Source organism: Flavobacterium sp. IMCC34518, assembly GCF_027111095.2.
Taxonomy (GTDB): Bacteria; Bacteroidota; Bacteroidia; order Flavobacteriales; family Flavobacteriaceae; genus Flavobacterium; species Flavobacterium praedii.
In genome coordinates this window covers 1,743,227-1,768,903 of the sequence record NZ_CP114284.2, presented here as the reverse complement: position 1 = coordinate 1,768,903, position 25,677 = coordinate 1,743,227, and the positions used below count along the sequence as shown (strand labels likewise).

Here is a 25,677-nt window from a genome sequence, read left to right as displayed (position 1 = left end):
ATCAATTTAGAATATAATTTAGATTTTGAATCGAAAAGAGTATCCGAGTGCAATATAAAAGTCCGGGGAATCTTTAGAAAAACCAATCCCACCCGATACGTCTAATTGGTGATTTGGAGTTATCAAATAGGTTAAACCAGCATCAAAACGATGGTCTGGTTTTTCAAATTGAACTAAAAATCCATAGAGTTCAAGATACGCTCCCATTTTATCTGTAAAAGAATAACCAGTTGTTAAGGTGTAAATATAAGTTGGATTACTGGACAGACCGTTCCATTCGGCTCCAAGATTATAACTGAGTGATTGTTTCGCGTTAATAGTATGCTGCATGGTAAAACGGAATTCAGGATAGTAATTGTTTACCTTATAATCAGATGAAGCTGCTTTTGGAATCCCTAAATGACCAATTAAAGAAGTGTTTGGAATAATTCCATTCTCCTTCAAAAGTCTTGTTTTAAAACCAATCAAAATGGGATTTATTCCTGAATATCTGTTTGAATATTCATTAATATTGACAAATTCTGTTATTAATCGCAACTCAAAAAAATCATTTATCCCAAATCTCGTTAAAAAAGATTGTGCAATTATTTCATTGGAATCATCATGCCCTTTTTCATAAGAAAAACCACTTTCAATCTGAAAATAATGTTTTGGCGTTATAAATGGACATTCTGTTTGATCCGGTCGGTCAGTTTGAATTGAAGTCATATCCTGAGTGTATGAAGGATTGACAAACAGTATAAAAAACGCGAAAAATAGAATATTAGTTTTCATTTAGTCGGATATTATATTTATTTTTAGACAAAACTAAAAATAAATTAATTAATATAAAACAAATGTATACATTTGCTTTTTAAACTATTAAAAATGAGCAAATCTCTAGAAGAAGTAAACCAATCGGTGTCAACTCAAAATAAAAAAACTGTTTTCAAAAAAATACTGGCCTTTTTCGGGCCTGCTTATCTGGTAAGTGTGGGGTATATGGATCCAGGAAATTGGGCTACCGATATAGCAGGTGGAAGTCAATTTGGGTATGCCTTATTGTGGGTTTTGTTAATGAGTAATTTAATGGCGTTGCTTTTACAAAGTTTAAGTGCTCGTTTAGGAATCGTTACCCAGCGTGATTTGGCGCAAGCCTCCCGAGAAACGTATTCTAAATTTATTAATTACATTCTTTATATTCTTGCAGAAATAGCTATTGCCGCTTGTGATCTAGCAGAAGTTTTAGGAATGGCCATCGGGATCAATTTACTATTTAATATTCCGTTAATAGATGCTGTTATTATAACGGTACTGGATACTTTTTTATTGCTTTTTTTAATTAATAAAGGGATTCGAAAAATGGAAGCCTTTATCATTGTTTTGGTGTTAATAATTGGACTTTCATTCGTATTCGAAATGTTTTTTGCCCAACCAGAGATGGGGAAAGTTCTTTATGGTTTAATTCCTTCGATACCAAATGAACAAGCGCTTTACATCGCTATTGGAATTATTGGTGCTACGGTAATGCCCCACAATTTGTACCTACATTCCTCATTAGTACAAACTCGAAAATTTAGCCGAAGCGATGTTGGTATCAAACAAGCCTTAAAATACAATTTTATCGATTCAGCAATTGCTTTAAATTTAGCTTTTTTTGTAAATGCTGCGATTTTGATATTGGCTGCTGCCACATTTTACAAAAACGGAATGCATGAAGTAGCCGAAATTCAAGATGCGTACCGTTTTCTACAACCTTTACTGGGTACCAAATGGGCTTCAATATTGTTTGCAGTAGCTTTGATTGCTGCGGGACAAAGTTCAACCGTAACAGGCACATTGGCGGGACAAATTGTCATGGAAGGGTATTTAAATCTTAGAATACAGCCTTGGGTAAGACGCATTATAACACGCTTGATTGCGATCGTTCCAGCTGTGGTTATTATTTTAATTTATGGAGAAAGTGTTACTGGAAAATTATTGGTTCTTAGTCAAGTTGTATTGAGTTTACAATTGGGTTTTGCCATTATTCCATTGATACATTTTGTAAGTGATAAATCCAAAATGAAAGGTTTTCACATTGGTAAAGTAACCCAAGTTGCTGCTTGGCTAATTGCGATAATCATCGTTTCGCTGAATGCTAAACTGGTATATTCAGAAATTCAAGGATGGTTGGAAACCTCTGAAAACCCAATAATTCTGTGGTTAACAGTTGTTCCTTTGGCACTTGGTTTTTTATTTTTGTTGCTTTATATTGTAATAAAACCATTCATTTCGAAAGCTAAGTTGAATATTGAGAACCATTCGCCACATGATATGAATTTAAAATTTACAGAAACTTCTGTTCATGATAACAAAAACATAGCAATTACAGTTGATTTTTCGTTTGCAGATGAAAATGCGATTAACTATGCTTTCAAAATGGGAGGAAAAGAGGCAAAATACACCTTAATTCACGTGGTTGAATCTGTTGGTGCTCTGATGTATGGCAAACAAATTGATGATCACGAAACAACAATTGATGAAACCTTATTACTCGAATATAAATTGATGTTCCGAGAAAAAGGATTTCATGTCAAAACTTTATTAGGGTTCGGAAAGCCCAATAAAGTAATTCCGAAATTAGTAAACAAAGGCGATTTTGATATTTTAATTATGGGAACTCACGGGCATACAGGCATGAAAGATTTACTTTTTGGCACAACCGTTGACCGCTTGAGACACAAGATAACCATACCTTTGTTGATTGTCAAAAATTAATTTCAATTGCCAATCTGAAATTTAAATTCTAAAATCTTCAATCACAATTCAAATGACTTTCTCAGAAGAAAACTATTTAAAATCCATATACCATCTTACTACTAGCGCTAATAGTGAGGTGAGTACCAATGCCATTGCGGAAATGATGGAAACCAAAGCTTCCTCAGTAACCGATATGTTGAAGAAATTGGCCGAAAAAGATTTAGTTAATTACAAAAAATACCAAGGCGTATCTCTCACAGATAAGGGAAAACTTGCCGCCAAAATGATTGTTAGAAAACACCGATTATGGGAAGTATTCCTGGTAGACAAACTCGATTTCTCTTGGGATGAAGTACATGATATAGCGGAACAGCTTGAACATATTAAATCTGAAAAGCTAATCAATAAACTGGATGATTTTTTAGGAAATCCAACCGAAGATCCACACGGCGATCCCATTCCAGATGCACATGGACGCATTGTAGCGATCGAAAAACAATTGTTATCGGAATTGCAAATTAATCAGACAGGAATTTGTGTAGGAGTCAAAGACAATTCTTCCGATTTCTTGAAATACCTGGACAAACAACAAATTGGTTTGGGAACAAAAATTGAAATTCTAGCAAAGGAAACTTTTGATTTATCTTTGAAAATAAAAATAAATGATGCAGAAATGACCATTTCGAACAAAATTGCGAGTAATTTGTATGTAAAAGTACTTTAAGTTAAATTTTGAATACACCTAATTATTCATATTTTCAAAAAAATAACATACCCAATATAGTATAAAGTTCACTGTCCTAAAAAGCGATATTTTTAAATTTTGAGATATAGAAAGATTATAAAGTGTTAAGAAAGTTTCATTTTTACAAAAAAACGGGTTACGATTATACAGAAAATACTTCTTTGTTATTTGTAACAAAACATTTTCAAAACTCAATTTGCAAAGTCAATCTTTAAACAATTAAAAATGCAACAACCCTAAAATATTTTTTAAAAGAGACAACCAACTACTACGAAAATAAATGATATTCAGACAAAATGGGGACTCCCGATGAATGAAAAAAATACTTATTGATAATAAAAAAAACAACTTTTGCTACTTCAAAAAAAAGAAGTATTTTTACGAAAATTAAATTAAACCGATCCAATATTTTGAATAAAATAAAGGAAAACCAGAATAAACAAAAGAAATAGAGATGAAAGAAAAAAGCGGTTCAGAAAAAGAAGCTAAGTTAAAAGCATTACAACTTACACTTGACAAGTTAGATAAAACCTACGGAAAAGGAACTGTAATGAAAATGGGAGATAAAGCCATTGAAGAAGTAGAAACTATTTCTTCAGGGTCTTTGGGAATCGATTTGGCTTTGGGAGTTGGTGGTTATCCAAAAGGAAGAATTATAGAAATCTATGGACCAGAATCATCTGGTAAAACAACATTAACACTTCACGCAATTGCTGAAGCGCAAAAAGCCGGCGGAATAGCTGCTTTTATCGATGCGGAACATGCATTTGATAGAAATTATGCTGAAAAATTAGGCGTTGATATCGAAAACCTAATCATTTCACAACCGGATAATGGGGAACAAGCACTTGAAATTGCCGAAAACTTAATTCGCTCAGGAGCTATTGATATTGTGGTAATTGACTCGGTTGCTGCATTGACTCCAAAAAGTGAAATTGAAGGTGAAATGGGAGATTCCAAAATGGGTCTACACGCACGTTTGATGTCTCAAGCCTTAAGAAAATTAACCGGAACAATTAGCAAAACAAACTGTACGGTTTTCTTCATTAACCAATTAAGAGAGAAAATTGGAGTAATGTTTGGAAATCCAGAAACGACTACTGGTGGTAATGCCTTGAAGTTTTATGCTTCGGTACGTTTGGATATTCGCCGATCTACTCAAATTAAAGATGGTGAGAATGTATTGGGTAACCGAACTAAAGTAAAAGTGGTTAAAAACAAAGTAGCTCCACCGTTTAAAGTGGCCGAATTTGACATCATGTATGGTGAAGGAATTTCTAAAACAGGAGAAATACTAGATCTTGCGGTAGAATTTGAAATTATCAAAAAAGCGGGTTCTTGGTTCAGTTACGGTGAAACCAAACTGGGACAAGGTCGTGATGCAGTAAAATCATTGATCAAAGACAATCCAGAATTAGCAGATGAACTGGAAGTGAAAATTAAAAATCACATTAAAGAATTGGCTAACGCATAAAAACAGAAAAGACCGCAAATTGCGGTCTTTTTTTATTTATCTCGATTATCTAGTTTTTCAAATTCTACTAACTCATTGTAGATTATATTTCGAACTTTTTCTCGCACTTCTTTCCTTTCCAATGGTTCACCAGTTTCAGAAACGGTAGCTACAGTGGGTAAAATTTTAACCCGCATAATCCCTGGGCTACCACTATAAAACGTATACGACAACCTTTTTTTATTGTCTGGAAAAACAAGCGGTACAATTGGCAAATGATGTTCTACCGCCAAACGAAACGCTCCATCTTTGAAGGTGTCTAACAAAATAGACTCATCGTGAGGAACTCCTCCTTCGGGAAAAATACAAATACTCAATCCACGGTCGATTCTTTTTTGAGCTTCATTGAATACTTCCATTCTACTCTTAGAACAACTTCTATCAACCAATATGCTAGTTCTCTTGTAGAAAAAACCAAATAACGGAATTTTAGCAAGCGACATTTTTCCAACAAAAACAAAAGGATTATCAACTACTGCAAGCATCAACATAATGTCTGACATAGAAGTGTGATTGGCCACAAACATATAACTTTTGTTACGATCCAATTTTTGAATCTTCTCTACTTTATAATAAAAACCCATTCCAAACAAAACACATTTTGCCCAAATACGAGACATTTTAAAAAAATAAGGATAGCCGCTTTCCGTTAATATAGAAGCCACCAAAAAAGGCAACATAATTAGGATTGGTATGAGCATGACTACATAAAACCAAATCCGCCAAACGGCCCAAAATATCTTTTTTATACTTTTCATGTGTTGTTTGTAATAGTTATTTATTGGTCACATACAATTGCTTACTTGTTCCTACTGAAATTTATCAAGTATCTAGTTGCAAAATATAGATAATTGTAATCACCCATTTAAAAATATGCACATTTGATGGAGCCAAAAGTAAGGAAACTTGCGGAAAATTTAGCAAAAGAATTAACTTTGCAATAAAATATTATATTACCTTACAATCATACGAGATTTAAAAAACTAAAAATGGCAAAAATACTTACTGGCGTTCAAAGTACTGGAACACCGCATTTGGGAAACCTATTGGGCGCAATTATACCTGCAATCGCACTGTCGAATAAACCAGAAAACGAATCTTTCCTTTTTATAGCCGATTTACATTCAATTACACAAATAAAAAATGGGGAAACACTAAGAGCCAATACCTATAGTACTGCTGCCGCTTGGTTGGCCTGCGGTTTGGATATCGAAAAAGTCGTTTTCTACCGCCAATCAGATGTGGCACAAACTGCTGAGTTGTCTTGGTACTTGAGTTGTTTTTTCCCTTTTCAACGTTTGACATTGGCACACTCGTTCAAAGACAAAGCGGATCGGTTGGAAGATGTTAATGCCGGTTTATTTTCGTATCCAATGTTAATGGCAGCCGATATTTTGTTATACGATGCCGAATATGTTCCAGTTGGAAAAGATCAGTTGCAGCATTTGGAAATCACTCGCGATGTAGCTTCCCGTTTCAACCACCAAATGGGAGAAACTTTTGTGATTCCAGAAGCCAAAATCCAAGAAGACAGTATGCTGATTCCTGGAACTAATGGCGGAAAAATGAGTAAATCTGCTAATAATTTCATCAATATATTTTTGGATGATAAAGCTTTGCGCAAACAAATCATGAGCATTGAAACGGACAGCACACCCCTCGAAGCTCCAAAAAATCCGGATACTTGTAATTGTTTTGCTTTGTATAAATTATTGGCAGACGAAAGTCAAATCGAAGCGATGAGAGCCAATTATTTAGGCGGTAATTACGGATATGGTCACGCCAAACAAGCGTTGTTTGAATTGATCGTTGAAAAATTTAAAACCGAAAGAGAAAAATACAACTATTATATCAACAATCTTCCGGAAGTAGATGCCTTATTGAAAAAAGGAGCTGCAAAAGCAAGTACTGTTGCCACAGGTGTTTTGAATAGAGTTAGAGAGAAATTGGGATTTGAGGTTTAAAGAACTACTTGAAGTCAAATAACAATCAAGCTATCAAAACATAAAGTCAAAAAATGGAATCAGAAAGAATTAAGAGTATAACCATAAATGTCAGCTTGCTTCTGTTCTTTATTTCTTTAACTCAAAATGCAGTAAAAATATATTACCATGGAGAATCTCAGGATTCATCTTCCATAAGTTACTTACTAACAGGAAGCATCGCTTTTTTTGGTGGAGGATTATTGGAGGAAATTATTTGGCTTGCAAATCCTTTGTGTTTATATGCAATAATTATGCTCCAAAGAAAGGATCGAAAAGCAATTGTTTTAAGTTGTATAGCTTTACTTTTGGCAATTAGTTTTTCATTTTGGACTGAAATACTTGGATCTGAAAGTGGTTCACTAGCAAAAATTTTATCTTTAGAATTGGGTTATTTTCTCTGGTTACTGAGTATTATTACATTAACAATCGGTACTTTTCTCTTTTTTATAGTAGAAAAAAAGGAACTTATTGAAGAGGAAAATAGTATTCTTTAGTTCCAAAAAATTAAGAAAAACACAAATTGCACTAAGTTTCACGAATCAATCCGTAAAACTTAGTGCAATTGCTATTTATAGAAGCTACTGTATCGGCAAGTTTTTCTCAAAAGCTGACCCAAAAGAAATAAAAGAATCCGTTCCTCCCACTCCTTCAATAATATGAATTTGTTCGTAGATTATTTTGCGTAGCTCTTCGTTATTTGCCGCTACAATTTTTATAAACAAAGCATATTTACCCGAAACCCAATGGCATTCCACAATCTCTGGAATCAGTTTTAATTGCTCGGCTATTGAATAGGCAAAACGCGCTTCTTTGGTAGCAATTCCAGTATAGGTAATGGTTTCGAAACCGTTTGCTTTGGCATTCAATTTTACTGAGAATCCAGCTATCACGCCCGATTCCTGCAATTTTTTTACCCGTAAATGCACCAACGAATTGGATACTTTTAATTCTTTAGCCAGTTCAGAATAAGGGATTCTCCCGTTCTCACTCAACTTTTTGATGATTTCTTGGTCTAAATAATCCGTATTTTCGTTGTTTTTGGTGTTTACCATGACTTAAATAATGGGTTGAAAACTATAACATTGACAATTCTAAAGCCAAAAACGCTTTTTAAAATGTCAAAATTACATAATTATTAATCAAAAATGTCTATTTATAAATAATCGAATTATAAATATGTTAGTTTAACATATTTGTATCTAGTTTTGTGTCATTATTACAATATAAAAACACAGACAGAAATGGACAAAAATCAACTACTTTCGAAACTATGGGAGCAATATGCTGAAATAACCCCATCTGCAAAAAAAATACATGCTTTACTGGAAGAAAAAGGCGAAACGATTCAAAATGATCATATTGCAATCCGTACTTTTAATGACCCACGCGTTGATATTTCGGTTTTAGAAAAACCTTTTTTGGAAGTTGGTTACGAAGCGCGTGGAGAATATGTTTTCGAATCCAAAAAACTATATGCCAAACATTACGAACATACTTCAGATACCAATGCACCAAGAATTTTTATCTCCGAATTGGAGTTGGAAAAATGTTCTCCAGAACTACAGAAAACCGTAAAAACAATTTTGAACGATTGCTACCAAAAAGATTTTACTAATCCCGAACTAGTATTGAATGGTGTGATTTGGAAATCGAATTCACAAGCGATTTACAAAACGTTTTTAGAAGAATCTGAATATGCGGCTTGGATGTACGTGTATGGATTCCGTGCCAATCACTTTACCATCAATGTCAACGCCTTAAAGCATTTTGAAAAACTGGAAGAATTAAACACTTTCTTGGAAGAAAAAGGGTGGAAATTAAATGCTTCTGGCGGGAAAATCAAAGGAACTCCTGAGCAATTATTAGAACAATCCAGCACTTTGGCTGATTTATGTACCATAAACTTCGAAGAAGGTTCTTTTGAAATCCCATCTTGTTATTACGAATTTGCTTTGCGTTACGCATTGCCTGACGGGAATTTATACCAGGGTTTTGTCACTTCCTCTGCCGATAAAATTTTTGAAAGTACCGATGTAAAATTGCAAAATTAAACATCCAAAAACAGCTCAATAACTTGTCAAATTCTTTGTTTTGCATGAAGAATAATGACAAGTTATTGTTTTTTTAAGAAATATCGCTCTATTAATAAGAAAACGCACAAAGCTTTATCAATTTTAAAATAAATAAAACAAAATTTAAAATTGATTTTTGGGGTTTAAATTTAAAATTACCCAACTAAAGAGATAATTTATAACAATAATCTCAATTCTCGTTAAACTGGCCAGTATTATACCAATATATTTTCACAAAACCAATAGAGAGGCTATCTTTGAAAAAAAATTGACAAATAACTTCTATTTGTGAAAAACAGTAAAAAGATGACAGAAAATCAGGAAACATTTATATTCGATTTTGACAGTACTTTTATGAAAGTCGAAGCGCTAGATGTATTATGTGAAGTAATTTATAAAGATAGTGCAGCAGGAGTTCAAATATTAAGTGAAATTCAACGATTAACCGACCTTGGGATGGAAGGTAAATTGTCCTTGAAAGAATCTTTGACTCAAAGAATCCAATTATTACAGGCTAATAGAGATCACATAGGTGCAGTAATTGAAGAATTGAAAAAGAAAGTAACCGCATCGGTGATTCGAAATAGAACTTTTTTCAAACAACACTCCGATCATATTTATATCATTTCAAACGGTTTTAAGGAAATTATTATCCCAATTGTTCAAGAATATGGAATCAAACCAGAACACGTTTTGGCCAATACGTTCAAATTTGATCACGATGGAAATATTATTGGATTTGATGAAAAGGATGAATTGTGCGAAAACCAAGGAAAAGTAAAGAAGATAAAATCCTTAAACCTGAAGGGAGAAGCCATAATGATTGGTGATGGCTATACCGATTATGAAACTTTGGAAGGTGGCGCCGTTTCCCAATTTTTTGCTTTTACCGAAAATGTAAGTAGAAAAATTGTAATAGAAAAAGCCAGCCAAATAGCTCCTTCATTGGATGAAATTCTTTATGAACTTTCGTATAAAGCTTCGGTTTCCTATCCAAAAAACAGAATTAATGTTTTGTTATTGGAAAACATACACGAAGATGCTGTTAAAATTTTCGAACACGAAGGATACAATGTAGAAACACTTAAAGGCGCTTTGAATGAAGAAGAATTAATTGAAAAAATAAAAGGAGTTTCTATTCTTGGAATTCGTTCCAAAACCAATGTAACGGCCAAAGTTTTAGAACATGCTAAAAAATTACATGCTATTGGAACTTTTTGTATTGGTACCAATCAAGTAGATCTTAATGCTTGTAGCATGAAAGGGATTTCTGTTTTTAATGCACCTTATAGCAATACGCGCTCTGTTGTAGAATTAGCTTTGGGACAAATTATTATGTTAGTTCGTAATACTTTTGAAAAAAGCAAATTGATGCACGCTGGTGTTTGGGACAAATCGGCCACCAATAGTGTCGAAATTCGAGGCAAAAAATTAGGATTAGTTGGGTACGGAAGTATTGGATCTCAACTTTCAATTATTGCAGAAGCGTTAGGAATGAAAGTCTATTTTTATGATGCTGTAGACAGATTGGCACTTGGAAATGCTAAAAAATGTTCTTCTTTGAAAGAATTATTAGCCCTTTCGGATGTGGTTTCTTTACACGTTGACGGACGCGCCAGCAATAAAAATTTAATAAATGCAGAAGCATTTGAATACATGAAACCTGGCGTTATCTTTTTGAACCTTTCTCGAGGTCATGTAGTAGATATTGAAGCTCTAAGTGCGAACCTAAAAAGCGGTAAAATTCATGGTGCGGCTGTAGATGTTTTCCCTTATGAACCTAAAGACAATACGGAACCTTTTGTGTCTGAATTACAAGGAATGCCAAACGTAATTTTAACACCCCACATTGGAGGTAGTACCGAAGAAGCGCAAGAAGACATTGGACATTATGTGGCCAACAAAATTATTAATTATATCAATACTGGTACGACTTATGGAAGTGTAAATCTTCCTGAAATACAGCTTCCTGAACTGCAAAGTGCCCACAGAATCATGCACATTCATGAAAATGTGAAAGGTATATTGGCTCAAATCAACAATATTCTTTTAGAGTATGACAACAATATTTTGGGTCAATATCTTAAAACCAATGAAACTTTGGGTTATGTAATTACCGACATTGATAATTTCCATAACAAAGAATTGGAGAAAAAATTAAAAAAGATTCCTAATACCATTCGATATAGAATTCTTTATTAATGATTGTTGATTAATTCATTAGATAACAGCACTTTATCAAATAAAATTATAAACCATATAAGTCATATAAGTTTTTATTTAAATTAAGTCGAATCAAAGTTCATTTAAGAAAAAATGTTTAATAACATTTTTAAATTATATGAACTTTTTTAACCACTAATTTTAGCAAAGTATCAAAAAGCTTATATGGCTTAAATGGTAAAATTAATTGCTGCTTATTTTTATAATAAAGATATTCGTCACAAGAAATCAAAAATCAACCTCGATAACTGTCAGGGTTAATCTAAAATCAAAAATAAAATGAAGCTTGAACATCTTGAAAAGCAATTAGAAGGGAAGTTATTGTACGACCATACGATGCGTACACTTTACGCAACTGATGCAAGCGCTTATAAAGAAATGCCGTTAGCGGTAGCCATTCCGAAAACAAAGGAAGATATTCAAAAAATTATCACTTTTGCCAGAGAAAACAAAAGCAGTGTTATTCCACGTGCTGCAGGAACTTCTCTTGCGGGACAGGTGGTAGGAAATGGAATCGTGGTAGATATTTCACAAGAATTCACCAAAATACTTTCGGTTGATTCCGTAGAAAAATCATGTTGGGTTGAACCTGGAGTGATTCGAGATGAACTGAATTTACACTTAAAATCATACAAACTATTTTTTGGCCCCGAAACTTCTACCAGTAATCGCTGTATGATTGGCGGAATGGTCGGAAATAATGCTTGTGGCGCGAGATCCGTTATTTATGGTTCCACTCGGGAACATTTGCTTGAAATTAAAGGTTTTTTGGCTGATGGAAACGAAGTCACTTTTGGCGCATTGACCACTGCCGAATTTGAAGACAAATGCAACGGAATAAATGTAGTAAGTCCATTAGAGCAAGCAATTTATGTTCAAACTAAAGAAATATTAGGCTCACAAGCAAACAGAGCATTATTCGACGAAAATTATCCTAAAAAATCCATTCCAAGACGAAACACAGGTTACGCCTTGGATTTGCTGGCCGATAGTCAACCTTTTGGCGATCCAACCGAAAAATTTAATTTTTGCAAATTAATCGCAGGTTCCGAGGGGACATTGTTCTTTTCGACAGCGATAAAACTGAATTTAGTTGATGCTTTAAAACCTTTCGCTGGTTTGGTCTGTGTACACCACAATAGCATCAACGAATCGCTAAAAGCCAACTTGGAAGCTTTGAAATTCAAGCCGGACAGTGTTGAGTTAATCGACCATTATATCCTTGAATGTACTAAAGAAAATATCGAGCAAAGCAAAAATAGATTCTTTGTGGAAGGCGATCCACAGGCGATTTTGGTTGTTGAATTTTTAAGGGACTCAAAAGAAGAAATTATTCAGGCCGCCCAAGAAATGGAAGAACTGATGCGTTCCAAAAACCTTGGTTACCACTTCCCGATTGTTTGGGGAGAAGACACCAATAAAGTTTGGAATCTGAGAAAAGCAGGATTGGGATTATTGTCTAATATTCCTGGTGATGCCAAAGCCGTTGCCGTTATTGAGGATACTGCTGTTGATGTTAATGATTTACCTGATTTTATCGAAGATTTTAATGCCATTTTAAAAGAACGAAATCTAAGTTGTGTGCATTATGCGCATGCTGCCACAGGAGAATTACACCTTCGTCCAATTATTGACTTAAAAACCAAAGAAGGCGCAGCTTTATTCAGAACTATTGCGACTGATATCGCCCATTTGGTCAAAAAATACAAAGGTTCTCTAAGTGGGGAACACGGCGACGGAAGACTTCGAGGTGAATTTATTCCGCTAATGTTGGGAGAAGAAATCTACCAAATGTTCATACAAGTAAAAAATACTTGGGATCCTTGGGGCATTTTTAATCCAGGAAAAATTGTGAATACTCCACCAATGGACTCCAGTTTGAGATATAAACCGGGTCAGGAAACTCCGATGCCAGAAACCTATTTTGATTTTTCTGAGCATAACGGTATTGTACGTGCTGCCGAGATGTGCAACGGATCTGGGGATTGCCGAAAAACTGAGAAAAGTGGCGGAACCATGTGTCCAAGTTATATGGCGACACGTGATGAAAAACATACTACACGTGCGAGAGCCAATATTCTGAGAGAAACCATTAACAACTCTACACAAAAAAATAAATTTAATGATGAAGGTTTGATCGAAGTAATGGATTTGTGTTTGAGCTGCAAAGGATGTAAATCCGAATGTCCTTCGAATGTCGACATGGCAAAGCTAAAAGCCGAAACCTTACAACAATACCATGATAAAAATGGAGTGAAATTCCGTTCCAAATTAATTGGTAACACTCCAAAAATCAATCAATTATTTGCATCGGTACCATGGTTGTATAATTTTGGTTCGAAAGGAATTATAGGAAACTTAATGAAACGTTCGACTGGTTTTGCAACTGAAAGATCATTGCCGTTAATGCACAAAATTACTTTTGATAAATGGTTCAAAAGCTACAGACAAACGGGGAATTTAATCCAAGGAAAGGTGTATTTGTACAACGATGAATTCCTTAATTTCTATGATGTCGAAATAGGTCAAACTGCAGTAAAGCTCTTTAATCGTTTGGGTTATGAAGTGGTTGTTCCCGAAATTGGCATCAGCGGAAGAACCTATCTTTCAAAAGGAATGCTGAAAGAAGCCAGAGAAATCGCTGAAAAGAATGTTCAGGCTTTCGCCAAAGAAATACCCCAAAATAGCATTTTGATTGGAATTGAACCTTCGGCAATATTATCATTCCGTGATGAATATCCTGATTTGTGTCGTGGTGAATGGAAAGAAAAAGCCAAAGCATTCTCGAACAGAGCCATGCTAATCGAAGAATTTTTAGCCAAAGAATTGGATGAAGGACGCATCACTTCGGATTCATTTACGGAAACTCAAGAAAGAGTTCGTATGCACGGTCACTGTTTCCAAAAAGCCTTGTCTTCATTGGTACCATTAAAGAAAATCCTGATGTTGCCCAAAAATTATACTGTTCTCAATATCCCAAGTGGCTGTTGCGGAATGGCAGGATCTTTTGGATATGAAAAAGAGCATTACGACATTTCGATGAAAATTGGAGAATTGGTTTTATTTCCAACCATCCGCTCCGAAGAAGAAGCTACGTTAATTTCTGCCTCTGGAACCAGCTGTAGACACCAAATAAGCGACGGAACAAGCCGAAAAGCATTTCACCCTGTCGAGATCCTTTTTAAGGCTTTAAAATAACGATTTTTGATAAACGATTTAAGATTGCAGATGTTGTCTAAAGCATCTGCAATTTTTTTGGCTGAATTTAATTTTTTGGTTCCTACAAGGTTTTTTCGAACCTTGTAGGTAATTTATACGAAGGCGGATTTTCGCACAAACGAAGTGAACTGACGAAGTAATACGATTGGGGGATAAATATGAATACACAATAAAATTTTAATCAAATGAAAATAAATAATAATGCTTTTTTTAAAAAACATAAGATAATTAAAATTATATTGTTAGTACATCTGGCTATTTCATTACTTATATCTATTTCAGAAATAGTACATGGATATATTGATGGAAATGTTAAACAAGGTTTTGAAAAAAATTTTCAAAATGGCCTAGCTCTTTACAATCAAGATAAATATTTGGCAAAAGACTTTTTTGTAGTTGATACCGCATATATTGAAATACACGCGTCTCCAAGTCATAGATCAACTACAACTTACACTGACAATACAGTAATTAAAGGTCATTTATTGCACTCGAAATTTAAACAAGAAATGATTTGTAATTATAAAAACTCTGCCATACTAAATGATACTTCCTACCAAGAAATAAATAATAAAAAAGTAAAAATTTTAGAAGTATTAAGAAATAGAATTAATGATAATGTATTTTTAGAGGATAAACAATATATAAAAGAGTCAATGATTGATGCTGTTTCAGGTATCTATTTACTTATTTCAATTATTCCTCTCGTATTAATTTTATTAATCAAATCAAAATGAAAAAATATTTAGTTCTATTAGTCTCTTCGAAGTCTCTCCTGCTCAACAATTTATATAAACTCTACAAAGTCACAACACTTTGCGATTCGAGTAATTTTAGAATAACAATTTGAAACTGTGCAAATCTAGAATTTACATTCTGCAATCTAAAATCAAAAATCAAATCGCCTCAAACATTTTACCTGGCAATGGTCGTATCACTCCTTTCAACTCCATATTGAGTAGTAATCCAGAAATCCTGTAAATAGGAAAATCACAATGCAGGGCAATGATATCCATCAGTTCTTTGCCTGATTTCATAAGATAATCATATACTTTTTGTTCGTCATCATCAAGGGTGACAAACAATTGTTTTTGTATGGATTTGGTTTCTTGCTCAATATCCCAATTCAGCATATAAATTAAGTCAGCAGCACTAGTTAATACATTTGCTTTTTGGGTTTTAATTAAATTATTACAGCCCTGACTGTATTTATCGGTAATACGTCCTGGTACCGCAAAAACATCCCTGTTATAATCATTAGCCATATTGGCGGTAATGAGTGAACCACCTCTATCAGCGGATTCGATGACGATTGTTGCCTCGGTCATTCCGGCAACAATGCGGTTTCTACGAACAAAATTCTCTTTATCTGGATTAGAGGAACTCCAAAACTCAGTCATAAAACCTCCATTTTGTTCCATCTTGGCAACATACTTTTTGTGTGGTTTTGGATAAATTTGGTTCAAACCATGAGCCACAACACCAATGGTTTGTAAATTATGATCCATTGCCAGTTGATGTGCCACAATGTCAACTCCATAAGCAAAACCACTTACAATTATTGGATCCAATGGTGCCAAATCTTCTATCAATTTTCGGCAAAATTCGGTACCATATGACGTAATTTGTCGTGTACCGACAATACTTATTATTTTTCGGTTTTTTAAATTAATATTTCCTGTGGTGAATAATAAAACAGGACTATCAATACAATGTTTCAATCGATCTGGATATTTTTCCTCTAGAAAAGAATGCACTTCAATGTTATTATTTTGAATAAAATCAAGTTCCTGTTTCGCTTTTTCAAAAATAGTTTTGTCTTTAAAATTTTTTAGCAAAACTGTTCCTACACCGTCAATAGCGGCGAGTTGATCCGACTTGGCATTCAAAACTTTTTCGGCAGTACCAAAATGGGTAAGCAGTTTTTTGGCCATAATATCCCCTACTCCTTCAATTCGGAGTAAAGCCAATAAATAAAATATATTTTCTTCTGACATATCTTACAATTATACTACTTATTTTTGATTCCATAAATTTTTTTTAATCACTATTAAATAGATATTCAGATAAATTCAATTCAAAAACAATATAAAGTAAGAATAAAAATGAAAATAGTAGAATTTAATTTATAGGATAAAGGAGTAATGAAATTGCAATGAATTGATTTGTAAAACAATGCAAATTGTTAATAAAAATTGTGAATAAAATTTTGATAACTATTTTGGTTGTATAACTTTGTTACTATGAAAATCGAACTATACATCGCGCAACTTTTATACCGTTACCAATGTGTAACCGTTCCAGGTTTTGGAGCTTTTTTGACCGAAATCCAATCGGCTCAATTGATAGAAAATTCAAATTCCTTTTTTCCGCCAAAAAAGATGATTTCGTTTAATAGTTATTTAAAAAACAATGACGGATTATTGGCCAATCATATAGCACAAGCTGAAAAAACATCTTACGATTATGCTGTAAGTGCTATAGAATATGAAGTTTTAAATTGGAAAAAAGCATTACAAGAAAATAATTCTATTTCGATAAAAAATATTGGAGTTATAAGTCTTACTAGTGAAAATAACTTGCATTTTACTCCAAATGAGCAAACTAACTATTTGTCAGAATCATTTGGATTAACTTCTTTTGTTTCACCAAAAGTTAAAAGAGAATTAGAAGTGATAAAAAACACAACAATTTCAGAGATAACTACTGCAATTGTCGAAGAAGAAAAATCACTTTTCAATTTTATTCCAGATACCGAAACTAAAAAATCAAATCCATATATCAAGTATGCAGCCATTTTGGTTTTGGGATTAAGTGTTGCTGGAACTATTGCTTATCCTATGTATCAAAACAGAATCGCTTCCGAAACCATTTTGGTAGAAACTGCGGTTCAAAAACAAGTACAGAACAAGATTCAAGAAGCAACTTTCTTTATCAAAACTCCAATACCAGCAGTAACACTTTCTTTAAAATCGAATAAAGAAGTAACAAAATTACCGTATCACATTATGGCGGGAGCTTTTAGAAGTGAAGCAAACGCACAAAAAAGATACAATCAATTAATAGCAAAAGGTTTTAAAGCGCGAGTTTTGGGTATTAATAAAAATGGATTATATCCTGTTTTATATGGCAGTTATTCTACTTTTGCAGAAGCAGAAAAAGAAAAAAATACAATTACAACATCAGATAATCCAGAAGCTTGGATATTAATTCAATCTTTATAGAAAATTAAATAAAGTCAACATAATCAAATCACAAATAGAACCATTATTGAATGGGGATATTTGTGATTTTTTTGCATCAATATTTGACACAATGCCTATTTTGAATTAAAATAATTAGTGTAATTTCAACAATCCATACTTATTTTGACCTAAATTCGGTTTTAGAAATACGAAATATAAATTATACTGTTACATATTTTGAACTGTATTTATAATACTTTATTTTACTTTAGTTAAATTTATAAAAGAAGTTTACCATAACCTGTCTCCACGTTTTATAATAAAAAAAATATTTATAAAATTTATACATTCAAACTCGCTTTAAACATTCTAAGCTCTTCCCAAGAAAATTGGTCTCCGAATTTTTCTTTTAAGGGAGAAACCGATTCCTCTTTGTAACCAGCAAAAGCCTCAGACAGAGCCGTTATTTTTTCTTCAGAAAATACTTCATTAATCCTAATGGTTTTAGATTGAATCAATTTGGTGAGATGTAACAAAATGGTTTCCTGGGTAAACTTGCGGATAGTGGCAATTTCTTGAACTGTTTTCTTTTCCAACCAAAGCTCGTAAGTTTCTTGTACAGTAGATTTTTTGGGTTCCTTTTTGGCTGATTTCTTGGGAGCGTAACGTTCAGCATCTTTTTCGTCCTCAATCAAAGTAATATTCGCCTTTTTAAAATCTTCTATGACGCGTTCTATCTTTATGGCTTTGTACTTTTTTATTTCTTCGGAGGTCAATTTTTCTTTAGAGATCGTTTCACCTTTTACCAATGTGGCCATCATTAATTTGGCTTTCATCAGTTGAAGTACCGCTTTGGTTTGCAAATCGTCAAGTAGGGTTAATTCATCATAAAAAGCTTTGGCCTTTTTGATTCGTTTTACCTCTTCTATTTTCCAAAGGATTTCGTAAACCAACTTGTCCATCGGATCCATAAAATAATTAAAGGCAGCATTTATCCGATCTGAAATATGACTGAACTCCAACTGTTCACTGTGGAACAATCGATCCAATTGCATTAAAAACTTAGAAGAAGGTTCTAACAATTGCCAAATAACTCCAGCTTGGTTGTGAACCCATGCTTTATGTTTATATTTTACAGAGTTTTCGGCATCTTCGTTGTAACTGAACTGGTGATTGCGCCATTCTTGTGCCAACTCGTTCCAATCAAAGCTGTTTTTGAGATAGTTCAGAATAAAATTCTTGGTTTCTCGTTTTAAGGCATTCGCAAGCGCTTCTTCAGTGGCTTTGTTCTCTGCGTAATCCATCACATCCTGATCGTTTGAAATGCCATTCATTCGCAATGGAGAAAGCAAAACAAGCCCGTTTAAGGAACGCAAACGTGATAATGCCACATAAGCCTGTCCAGGCAGGAAAACTTGCGATACATCGAGCGCAGCTTTGTCAAAAGTTAATCCCTGACTTTTGTGAACGGTAATCGCCCATGCCAACTTGATCGGGTAATGCACAAATGTACCCAATACCTCCTCCTCTATTTCCTTAGTCATTTCGTTTACAGTGTACCGAATATTTTGCCATTCGTACTTGTCGACTTCAATGGTTTTATCTTCATCTGGAAAATGAACCCAAATTTCTTTGCTGGTCATTGTTTTGACAATACCCATTTTTCCGTTGAAATAATTTTTATCAAGCGACAAATCATTTTTGACAAACATAATCTGAGCGCCTACTTTTAAATGCAAATTGGGATCTACTGGATATATTTTTTCAGGGAAATCACCAGTAATCTCAGGAAAAAAGGTAGTTAACTTCCCTTCCAAGTCTTCAAGTGATTGCGCATTCATCACATCGGCTTTGGCATTGTGGGTCGTCAAGGTAATGTAACCTTTATTGGATTTCAAATCAAAATTAGGTTTAACAAATTCGTTCAGCATCAAAATATCAATCGGCGTGATTTCATTATTCCGCAGATTATTCAAAACAGAAATGAATCGATCATCGGTTTGTCTGTAAATTTTAGACAATTCGATGTACAATGGTGGAAATTGCTGAATCACATGTGCATGAAAAAAGAATTTTCCTCTGTAATAATTTCGAAGTGTACGCCATTCATCATCTCGAATGATAGGCGGAAGCTGTAATAAATCCCCAATAAATAATACTTGGACACCACCAAAAGGAGCCGATTTCCTTCTAACGGTTTGCATCATATAATCCATTGCATCTAACAAATCAGCTCGTAACATACTGACTTCATCTATGATAAGCAATTCCATATTCCGAATGACTGCGCGTTTTTGTCCACTCATTTTAAAATGCCTACGCAAAGTAGCTTTGGTTTCAAACTTAGTCGTATCAGAAAACTGGGGAGCAGAATTGTCAGGAATAAATCCACCAAAAGGCAATTGAAACATAGAATGAATTGTAACCCCACCAGCATTCAGCGCTGCAATACCCGTTGGAGCCACAACCACAGTATTCTTATGAGTAGTTGCGATGATTTCCTTTAAAAGTGTAGTTTTACCTGTTCCTGCTTTTCCAGTAAGAAAAACAGATTGATGGGTTTGATTGATAAAACGGAGAGCATAAGAAGCGGCTTCAGATAAAGATTGCATTCGGCGTATAAATTAAAAAGTGATACTATTGAAAAAGCTAAAATGATGATTAATTATTTGGATACGATATTTTTAGCCATTTTATTTTTTGAAATAAGTATTAAAATAAAAAGAATAAAAAACAAAACTAATGATGATCCAATTGTTCCGAGGTTAAAGCCTCCTTTTAAGTTAGATTTAGTTAATAAATCACCAAAAGTAGCGCCAAAAGGACGTGTTAAAATAAAGGCGATCCAAAACAAAAAAATGCGAGATATTTTTGTAAAATAATAAGCCAAACTTATTAATAATAATAAAATTCCTATAAAAATAGCGCCACCAGAAAAACCTAATCCAGAATTGTCAGCTAAATAATCTCCAAATGCAGTTCCTAAGGTATTAGAAAAAAGTATGGCCGTCCAATAAAACAATTCACTATTCAAGTTGGTAATAGTAGTAACGGACAACGATTTTTCTTTATAATACCATATTGCTAAAGTTAAAAGTAATAAACCAATTAAAAGTAAAGAACCTTTTGCATAACCCAATTCTAATGTTCGATCCATAAAATCAGAAATTGTAGTTCCTGCAGTGCTAGTTGCAAGAATTACAGCCCAGTATTTTATAGGATCATACTTTTTGGACTTTAATTGAATAATTAAAGAAACAAGAAAAAATCCAAGTAGAAGTAAAGAACTAATAGCATACCCAAAATCTAAAGTCATAGAAAACAAATCACCAGCTGTTTCTCCTAGTGTAGTAGCACAAATTTTCATTATCCAAAAAGAGAATGTAACTTCTGCTAAAGTACTTCTATGTTGTACGTGTGTCATTTTAGGTCCTTTAAAATTCAGTAAATAAACAAAAAAACCTTCAATCTTATTCAAGATGAAGGTTTTATAAATATTTTATAAAAGAAATTACTTTTTAGTTTCTTCTGTTTTAGCAGCAGATTTGTATTTTTCATTTAATAATTTTACAATATCTTTTGTAATATCATATTTTTCTTCAGCATACAAAACAGAAGCAGCATCACCAGTTCCGTAGATATAATCATATCCTTTTTCTTTACCGTAATCCTTAATAAATTTTTTAACTCCTTTTACAAGAGAATCCATTTCTTTTCCACTTTCTTGTTGTAATTGCATTTGCAAACCTTGCTGTGCCTGAGCTAATTGTTGCTCTCTACGTTGCAATTCAGCGCCATTTTTTTGAGCCCATTCTTGTCCATTTGCTTGAGCATTACGTTGAAAATTTGCAGCATCTTGTTTGAATCTGCTAATTTCGGCTTCTAGTTGTCTTCCCTTTTCAGCAGCTTGCCCTTTATATTTTGCTTCTAAATCTTTAGTCTCGGTATATTCTTTCATCAATTCAGCTGTATCTACATACGCTGTTTTAAATTCTTTTACTTCTGATTTTTTATCACAAGAAACAAGTGATATTGAAATTGCGATAAATAATAATGCTTTCTTCATTTTGGTGTATTTCAAGTTTTTTTAGTATGATGACAAAAATATAAAAAAATAGATAGTATTGATAAAAAGTTTTATAAATGCTACTATAAAATTAGCAATAAATTAAAATTATTAAAATATATAAAAATAATCAGGAAAAGCTATTAAAACCAAACTCATCAGCTTAATTCTTATCGATAAAAAAAATAATTCTAATAAATGCTATAAAAAGAACATAAATAAGGCTTTAAAATAGCTTAAAATGCTTTTTAGTTGTTTTTAAGGATGTAAATATGCGATGAATATTCCATTTTTTGTTTTGCTTTCCAATTCGATTGCAAACCTATGATAAAGGCTTTAATATAATTCATTTTTCCTGTTTTGTATTTTTCAGAAAGTAGACTTACATAAAAAGAATCAAACTTCATTGGAAGCACTTTTTCTAATTTCATATTCTCAATAGCAAATAATTTTTGAATAGCCGTTTTTGAGAAATGCCAAAAATGAATAGGCACATCATAAGCAGCCCAAAAACTTTCGTAATATTTTGCATCAAAAGATTTGAAATTAGGAACTGCAATAATTAAAGTTCCATTTGGTTTAAGCAATCGTTTCAACTCTTTGATTTGTTCTTCTAAATTAGGAACGTGTTCTAAAACATGCCACATCGAAATTACATCAAAAATATGGCTTTGCAATTCAACAGTGTTTCCAACAAAAGAAACACCTTTTCCTTTGGCAATAGACTTAGCTTTTTCACTAGGCTCTACTCCTATTGTTTTCCAACCATCCTTTTGTGCAACAGTTAAAAAATCTCCAGTACCAGCACCAATATCCAAAATCAAACCTTTTGAAGGTTGATGGGAATTAATTAAATCGAGTTTATTTTTTAAAGCTATATTTTTAACAAAATGATAAGCCTTCTCAAACAAGGATCTTTTGGAGTCCGTATGTGAAATATAGTCAACACTTTCATAGTATTTTCCTAAAACATCCAAACTAGGTTGTGGATGTGTGATAAGCATATCTAAATCTTCATCATGAAAAAGCTCGAAAACTTCTTGAGAAACTGAAAAATCTTTAACCGTAAGAAAATGTTTTTTGTTTGTAATGTCCATTTGTGTTTTTAAATAAATAAATCCAACTCTATACAAAGAGTTGAAAAGAAATTCTTTTTTATTCTATCATGCAATGAGAATCTTTCTATTCTCTTATCCAACTGATTTTAACAGCTGATATATAATTATTTTCCAATCTTATGTTTTGGTTAACTTTAAAACCATTTTTGATATAAAAATCTAAAGGTGAAAAATAAGTATCCTTATTTTGTTTTTTATCATTTTGATGATCGACTACCCAACCATTCAAATTTGATTTAGATATTTTCAATTCATTTAATAAAAAAGTTCCAAAACCTTTTCCGTGTATATTTGAATTTAAAATAATTGCAAACCAATCTTCTTCTTCTCTAAAAAAAGTAAATGCCCAACCTTTCAATTGATTTTGATCATTTATCAATAAAAAATGATTTGTTTTAGAAAGTCCGTCAAGATAAGATTCAAAATCGGACAATACCTTATAACAAATACTTTCTGGATACTCCAAATTCCAAAGTTCAAACAACGATTGTTTCTGATCTAAAGTTAAACCCGTTACTTCGACAATTTTCATTTTCAATAGAAATATAAACCATTTATTCAACAAATATAGGCATTACAGCCGTAGTTTCACGTGGAACAAATCATTTTAAATCAAAGAAATTAGATTATATGTTCCATTTCAAAAACAAAACAAAAGAGTAAAAATTGCCATTGAAATACAAATTACGAAATTAATTTAAATCCAAAAAAAATCACTTAAAGTAAAACTTGAAATGATTTAAAAATATCGAAAATTTATACAACAATAAAGCAACTCTAAAATCAATAAAAAAAATCCTCTACCTGCCCATATAAATCAAAAGCACCGAAACATCACTAGGAGAAACTCCACTAATTCTAGAAGCTTGAGAAATGGTAACAGGACGTATTTTAGCTAATTTTTGTTTAGCTTCAATTGACATCGATTTGATTTTATTATAATCGAAATTTTCTGGAATTTTCACATCTTCCAATCGTGTAAGCTTATCAGCATTATTTCTTTCTTTTTCGATATAACCAGAATACTTAACTTGAATTTCAGCTTGCTCTAAAATTTCTTGATCTAAATTATTTTCAGCTACATACTCCTTAACCTTTTCAAACTTCATAATATCTTCCAAATCGATTTGAGGCCTAGAAAAAACTTTAAACATTTTATCTCCTTGAGAAATAAGAGCCGTTTCTTTAGATTCTAAAATAGGATTAGTCTCAGCTACAGAAACACTTGTTTCCTTAAAGAAAGAAACCATTTTTTCAGACTCATTCAGTTTATGTTCCATTCTACGCAAACGTGCTTCCGATGCTAAACCAATTTCATACGAAAGTGGTGTTAATCTAAAATCAGCATTATCCTGACGCAACAAAGTTCTATATTCCGCACGAGACGTAAACATACGATAAGGTTCTTCAGTTCCTTTCGTAATTAAGTCATCAATCAAAACACCGATATAAGCTTCATCCCTTTTTAGAATTAATGGAGCTTGTTCATGTACTTTCAAATGCGCATTGATACCAGCCATCAAACCTTGAGAAGCTGCTTCTTCATAACCTGTAGTTCCATTAATTTGTCCAGCAAAATACAAACCTTCTACCAATTTAGTTTCAAGAGTATGTTTCAACTGTGTTGGCGGAAAATAATCATATTCGATAGCATAACCTGGACGAAAGAATTTTACATTCTCAAAACCAACAACAGAACGCAAAGCTTTAAATTGAATATCCTCCGGCAAAGAAGTTGAAAAACCATTCACATAAACCTCACAAGTATTCCAACCCTCAGGTTCGACAAATAATTGGTGTCGCTCTTTATCAGCAAAACGATTAATTTTATCTTCAATAGACGGACAGTATCTCGGACCAATACTTTTTATTCTTCCGTTAAACATTGGAGAGCGATCAAAACCTTCTCTCAAAATATTATGCACCTCATTTGAGGTATAAGTCATATGACACGATTTTTGAATAACTAAAGGTTTGGTCAAATCAGAATATGAAAACTTATCAGGTTTTGCATCTCCTTTTTCTTCATTCATTTTTGAATAATCCAAAGATCGCCCATCAACTCTAGGTGGCGTACCCGTTTTCATTCTCCCTGCTTCAAAACCAGCTTTAATCAAATCTTCGGTAATTCCATACGCAGCACTCTCCCCTGCACGACCTCCGCCAAATTGTTTTTCACCAATATGAATTAAACCATTTAAAAAAGTTCCATTAGTAAGGACAACCGATTTGGAACGAATCTCAACTCCAAGCGAAGTTTTAATACCTTTAATTTTTCCATTTTCAATAATCAACCCCTTTACCATTTCTTGATAAAAATCAAGATTTGGCGTTCCTTCTAACATCATTCTCCATTCTTCGGCAAATCGCATACGATCACTTTGAACTCTTGGCGACCACATTGCAGGACCTTTCGATTTATTCAACATCTTAAATTGAATTGCAGTTCGGTCTGAAACAATCCCAGAGTAACCACCAAGCGCATCAATTTCACGAACAATTTGTCCTTTTGCAATTCCACCCATTGCAGGATTACAAGACATTTGCGCAATGTTTTGCAAACTCATTGTTACCAATAAAGTTTTAGATCCCAAATTAGCAGCTGCTGCTGCAGCTTCAGAACCAGCATGACCCGCTCCCACCACAATTACATCGTATTCTTCTAAAAACATTCTCTTTTTATATTAATCCTACTAATAGGAATTATGGAAATCAAAATTTCGTTCCACGTGAAACATTCTAAACATTCTAAACATTCTAAACATTCTAAACATTCTAAACATTCTAAACATTCTAAACATTCTAAACATTCTAAACATTCTAAACATTC

The 25,677-nt window shown here is 33.2% G+C and carries 20 protein-coding genes; 10 read left to right on the top strand and 10 right to left on the bottom strand.

Features of this window, described 5'->3' with window-relative positions:
- Positions 1–18: 18 nt before the first annotated feature.
- A complete protein-coding gene (locus tag OZP06_RS07780; protein ID WP_281324443.1) occupies positions 19–774 on the bottom strand; it encodes a transporter in 756 nt (251 codons plus the stop codon).
- Positions 775–867: 93 nt separating this feature from the next.
- Between OZP06_RS07780 and OZP06_RS07775 the strand changes: the two genes are divergently transcribed.
- The 3 genes from OZP06_RS07775 (at position 868) to recA (ending at position 4,940) form a co-directional block, all read left to right on the top strand.
- Positions 868–2,739 (top strand): Nramp family divalent metal transporter, encoded by a 1,872-nt coding sequence (locus OZP06_RS07775; protein WP_281324442.1) that lies wholly within the window; start codon positions 868–870, stop codon positions 2,737–2,739.
- A gap of 52 nt (positions 2,740–2,791) precedes the next feature.
- A complete protein-coding gene (locus OZP06_RS07770; protein WP_269224373.1) occupies positions 2,792–3,445 on the top strand; it encodes a metal-dependent transcriptional regulator in 654 nt (217 codons plus the stop codon).
- Between the two features lie 475 nt (positions 3,446–3,920).
- Positions 3,921–4,940 (top strand): recombinase RecA, encoded by a 1,020-nt coding sequence (gene recA, locus OZP06_RS07765; RefSeq protein ID WP_269224372.1) that lies wholly within the window; start codon positions 3,921–3,923, stop codon positions 4,938–4,940.
- 32 nt (positions 4,941–4,972) lie between these two features.
- Here recA and OZP06_RS07760 read toward each other — a convergent pair whose 3' ends face one another.
- Positions 4,973–5,737: a lysophospholipid acyltransferase family protein gene (locus OZP06_RS07760; protein ID WP_269224371.1), complete on the bottom strand. Its 765-nt coding sequence runs from the start codon at positions 5,735–5,737 to the stop codon at positions 4,973–4,975.
- A gap of 231 nt (positions 5,738–5,968) precedes the next feature.
- On the opposite strand from OZP06_RS07760, the gene trpS reads away from it, so the two are divergent.
- Positions 5,969–6,943, top strand: a complete 975-nt coding sequence (gene trpS, locus OZP06_RS07755; RefSeq protein ID WP_281238373.1) for a tryptophan--tRNA ligase — start codon at positions 5,969–5,971, stop codon at positions 6,941–6,943.
- A 53-nt stretch (positions 6,944–6,996) separates the two neighbouring features.
- Complete coding sequence (locus OZP06_RS07750) at positions 6,997–7,458, top strand: hypothetical protein (RefSeq protein ID WP_269224370.1); 462 nt, start codon at positions 6,997–6,999, stop codon at positions 7,456–7,458.
- A gap of 84 nt (positions 7,459–7,542) precedes the next feature.
- On the opposite strand, the gene OZP06_RS07745 is transcribed toward OZP06_RS07750, so the two are convergent.
- Complete coding sequence (locus tag OZP06_RS07745) at positions 7,543–8,016, bottom strand: Lrp/AsnC ligand binding domain-containing protein (RefSeq protein ID WP_269224369.1); 474 nt, start codon at positions 8,014–8,016, stop codon at positions 7,543–7,545.
- A gap of 189 nt (positions 8,017–8,205) precedes the next feature.
- On the opposite strand from OZP06_RS07745, the gene OZP06_RS07740 reads away from it, so the two are divergent.
- From OZP06_RS07740 to OZP06_RS07725, 4 genes are all read left to right on the top strand, one after another.
- Positions 8,206–9,015 (top strand): DUF1338 domain-containing protein, encoded by an 810-nt coding sequence (locus OZP06_RS07740; RefSeq protein WP_281324441.1) that lies wholly within the window; start codon positions 8,206–8,208, stop codon positions 9,013–9,015.
- Positions 9,016–9,342: 327 nt separating this feature from the next.
- Entirely contained in the window at positions 9,343–11,238 is a 1,896-nt protein-coding gene (serA, locus tag OZP06_RS07735) for a phosphoglycerate dehydrogenase (RefSeq protein WP_281324440.1), read from the top strand.
- Positions 11,239–11,538: 300 nt separating this feature from the next.
- Positions 11,539–14,457, top strand: a complete 2,919-nt coding sequence (locus OZP06_RS07730; protein WP_269224366.1) for an FAD-binding and (Fe-S)-binding domain-containing protein — start codon at positions 11,539–11,541, stop codon at positions 14,455–14,457.
- A gap of 206 nt (positions 14,458–14,663) precedes the next feature.
- A complete protein-coding gene (locus OZP06_RS07725) occupies positions 14,664–15,215 on the top strand; it encodes a hypothetical protein (RefSeq protein WP_281324439.1) in 552 nt (183 codons plus the stop codon).
- Between the two features lie 159 nt (positions 15,216–15,374).
- Here OZP06_RS07725 and dprA read toward each other — a convergent pair whose 3' ends face one another.
- The gene (gene dprA / locus OZP06_RS07720; protein WP_269224364.1) at positions 15,375–16,475 is read right to left on the bottom strand and encodes a DNA-processing protein DprA; all 1,101 of its coding nucleotides are present in this window, start codon (positions 16,473–16,475) and stop codon (positions 15,375–15,377) included.
- 246 nt (positions 16,476–16,721) lie between these two features.
- On the opposite strand from dprA, the gene OZP06_RS07715 reads away from it, so the two are divergent.
- Complete coding sequence (locus tag OZP06_RS07715; protein ID WP_269224363.1) at positions 16,722–17,702, top strand: SPOR domain-containing protein; 981 nt, start codon at positions 16,722–16,724, stop codon at positions 17,700–17,702.
- Between the two features lie 302 nt (positions 17,703–18,004).
- Here OZP06_RS07715 and OZP06_RS07710 read toward each other — a convergent pair whose 3' ends face one another.
- The 6 genes from OZP06_RS07710 to mnmG all read right to left on the bottom strand — a co-directional run bounded on the left by OZP06_RS07710 (position 18,005) and on the right by mnmG (position 25,519).
- Positions 18,005–20,275 (bottom strand): helix-turn-helix domain-containing protein, encoded by a 2,271-nt coding sequence (locus tag OZP06_RS07710; protein WP_281324438.1) that lies wholly within the window; start codon positions 20,273–20,275, stop codon positions 18,005–18,007.
- 53 nt (positions 20,276–20,328) lie between these two features.
- A complete protein-coding gene (locus OZP06_RS07705) occupies positions 20,329–21,087 on the bottom strand; it encodes a hypothetical protein (protein ID WP_269224362.1) in 759 nt (252 codons plus the stop codon).
- Positions 21,088–21,174: 87 nt separating this feature from the next.
- Complete coding sequence (locus OZP06_RS07700; protein WP_269224361.1) at positions 21,175–21,729, bottom strand: OmpH family outer membrane protein; 555 nt, start codon at positions 21,727–21,729, stop codon at positions 21,175–21,177.
- 248 nt (positions 21,730–21,977) lie between these two features.
- The gene (locus OZP06_RS07695) at positions 21,978–22,826 is read right to left on the bottom strand and encodes a class I SAM-dependent methyltransferase (RefSeq protein WP_269224360.1); all 849 of its coding nucleotides are present in this window, start codon (positions 22,824–22,826) and stop codon (positions 21,978–21,980) included.
- Positions 22,827–22,911: 85 nt separating this feature from the next.
- On the bottom strand, positions 22,912–23,379 hold the full coding sequence (locus tag OZP06_RS07690) for a hypothetical protein (RefSeq protein ID WP_269224359.1): 468 nt from the start codon (positions 23,377–23,379) through the stop codon (positions 22,912–22,914).
- 268 nt (positions 23,380–23,647) lie between these two features.
- A complete protein-coding gene (gene mnmG, locus OZP06_RS07685; protein ID WP_269224358.1) occupies positions 23,648–25,519 on the bottom strand; it encodes a tRNA uridine-5-carboxymethylaminomethyl(34) synthesis enzyme MnmG in 1,872 nt (623 codons plus the stop codon).
- Positions 25,520–25,677 lie beyond the last annotated feature (158 nt).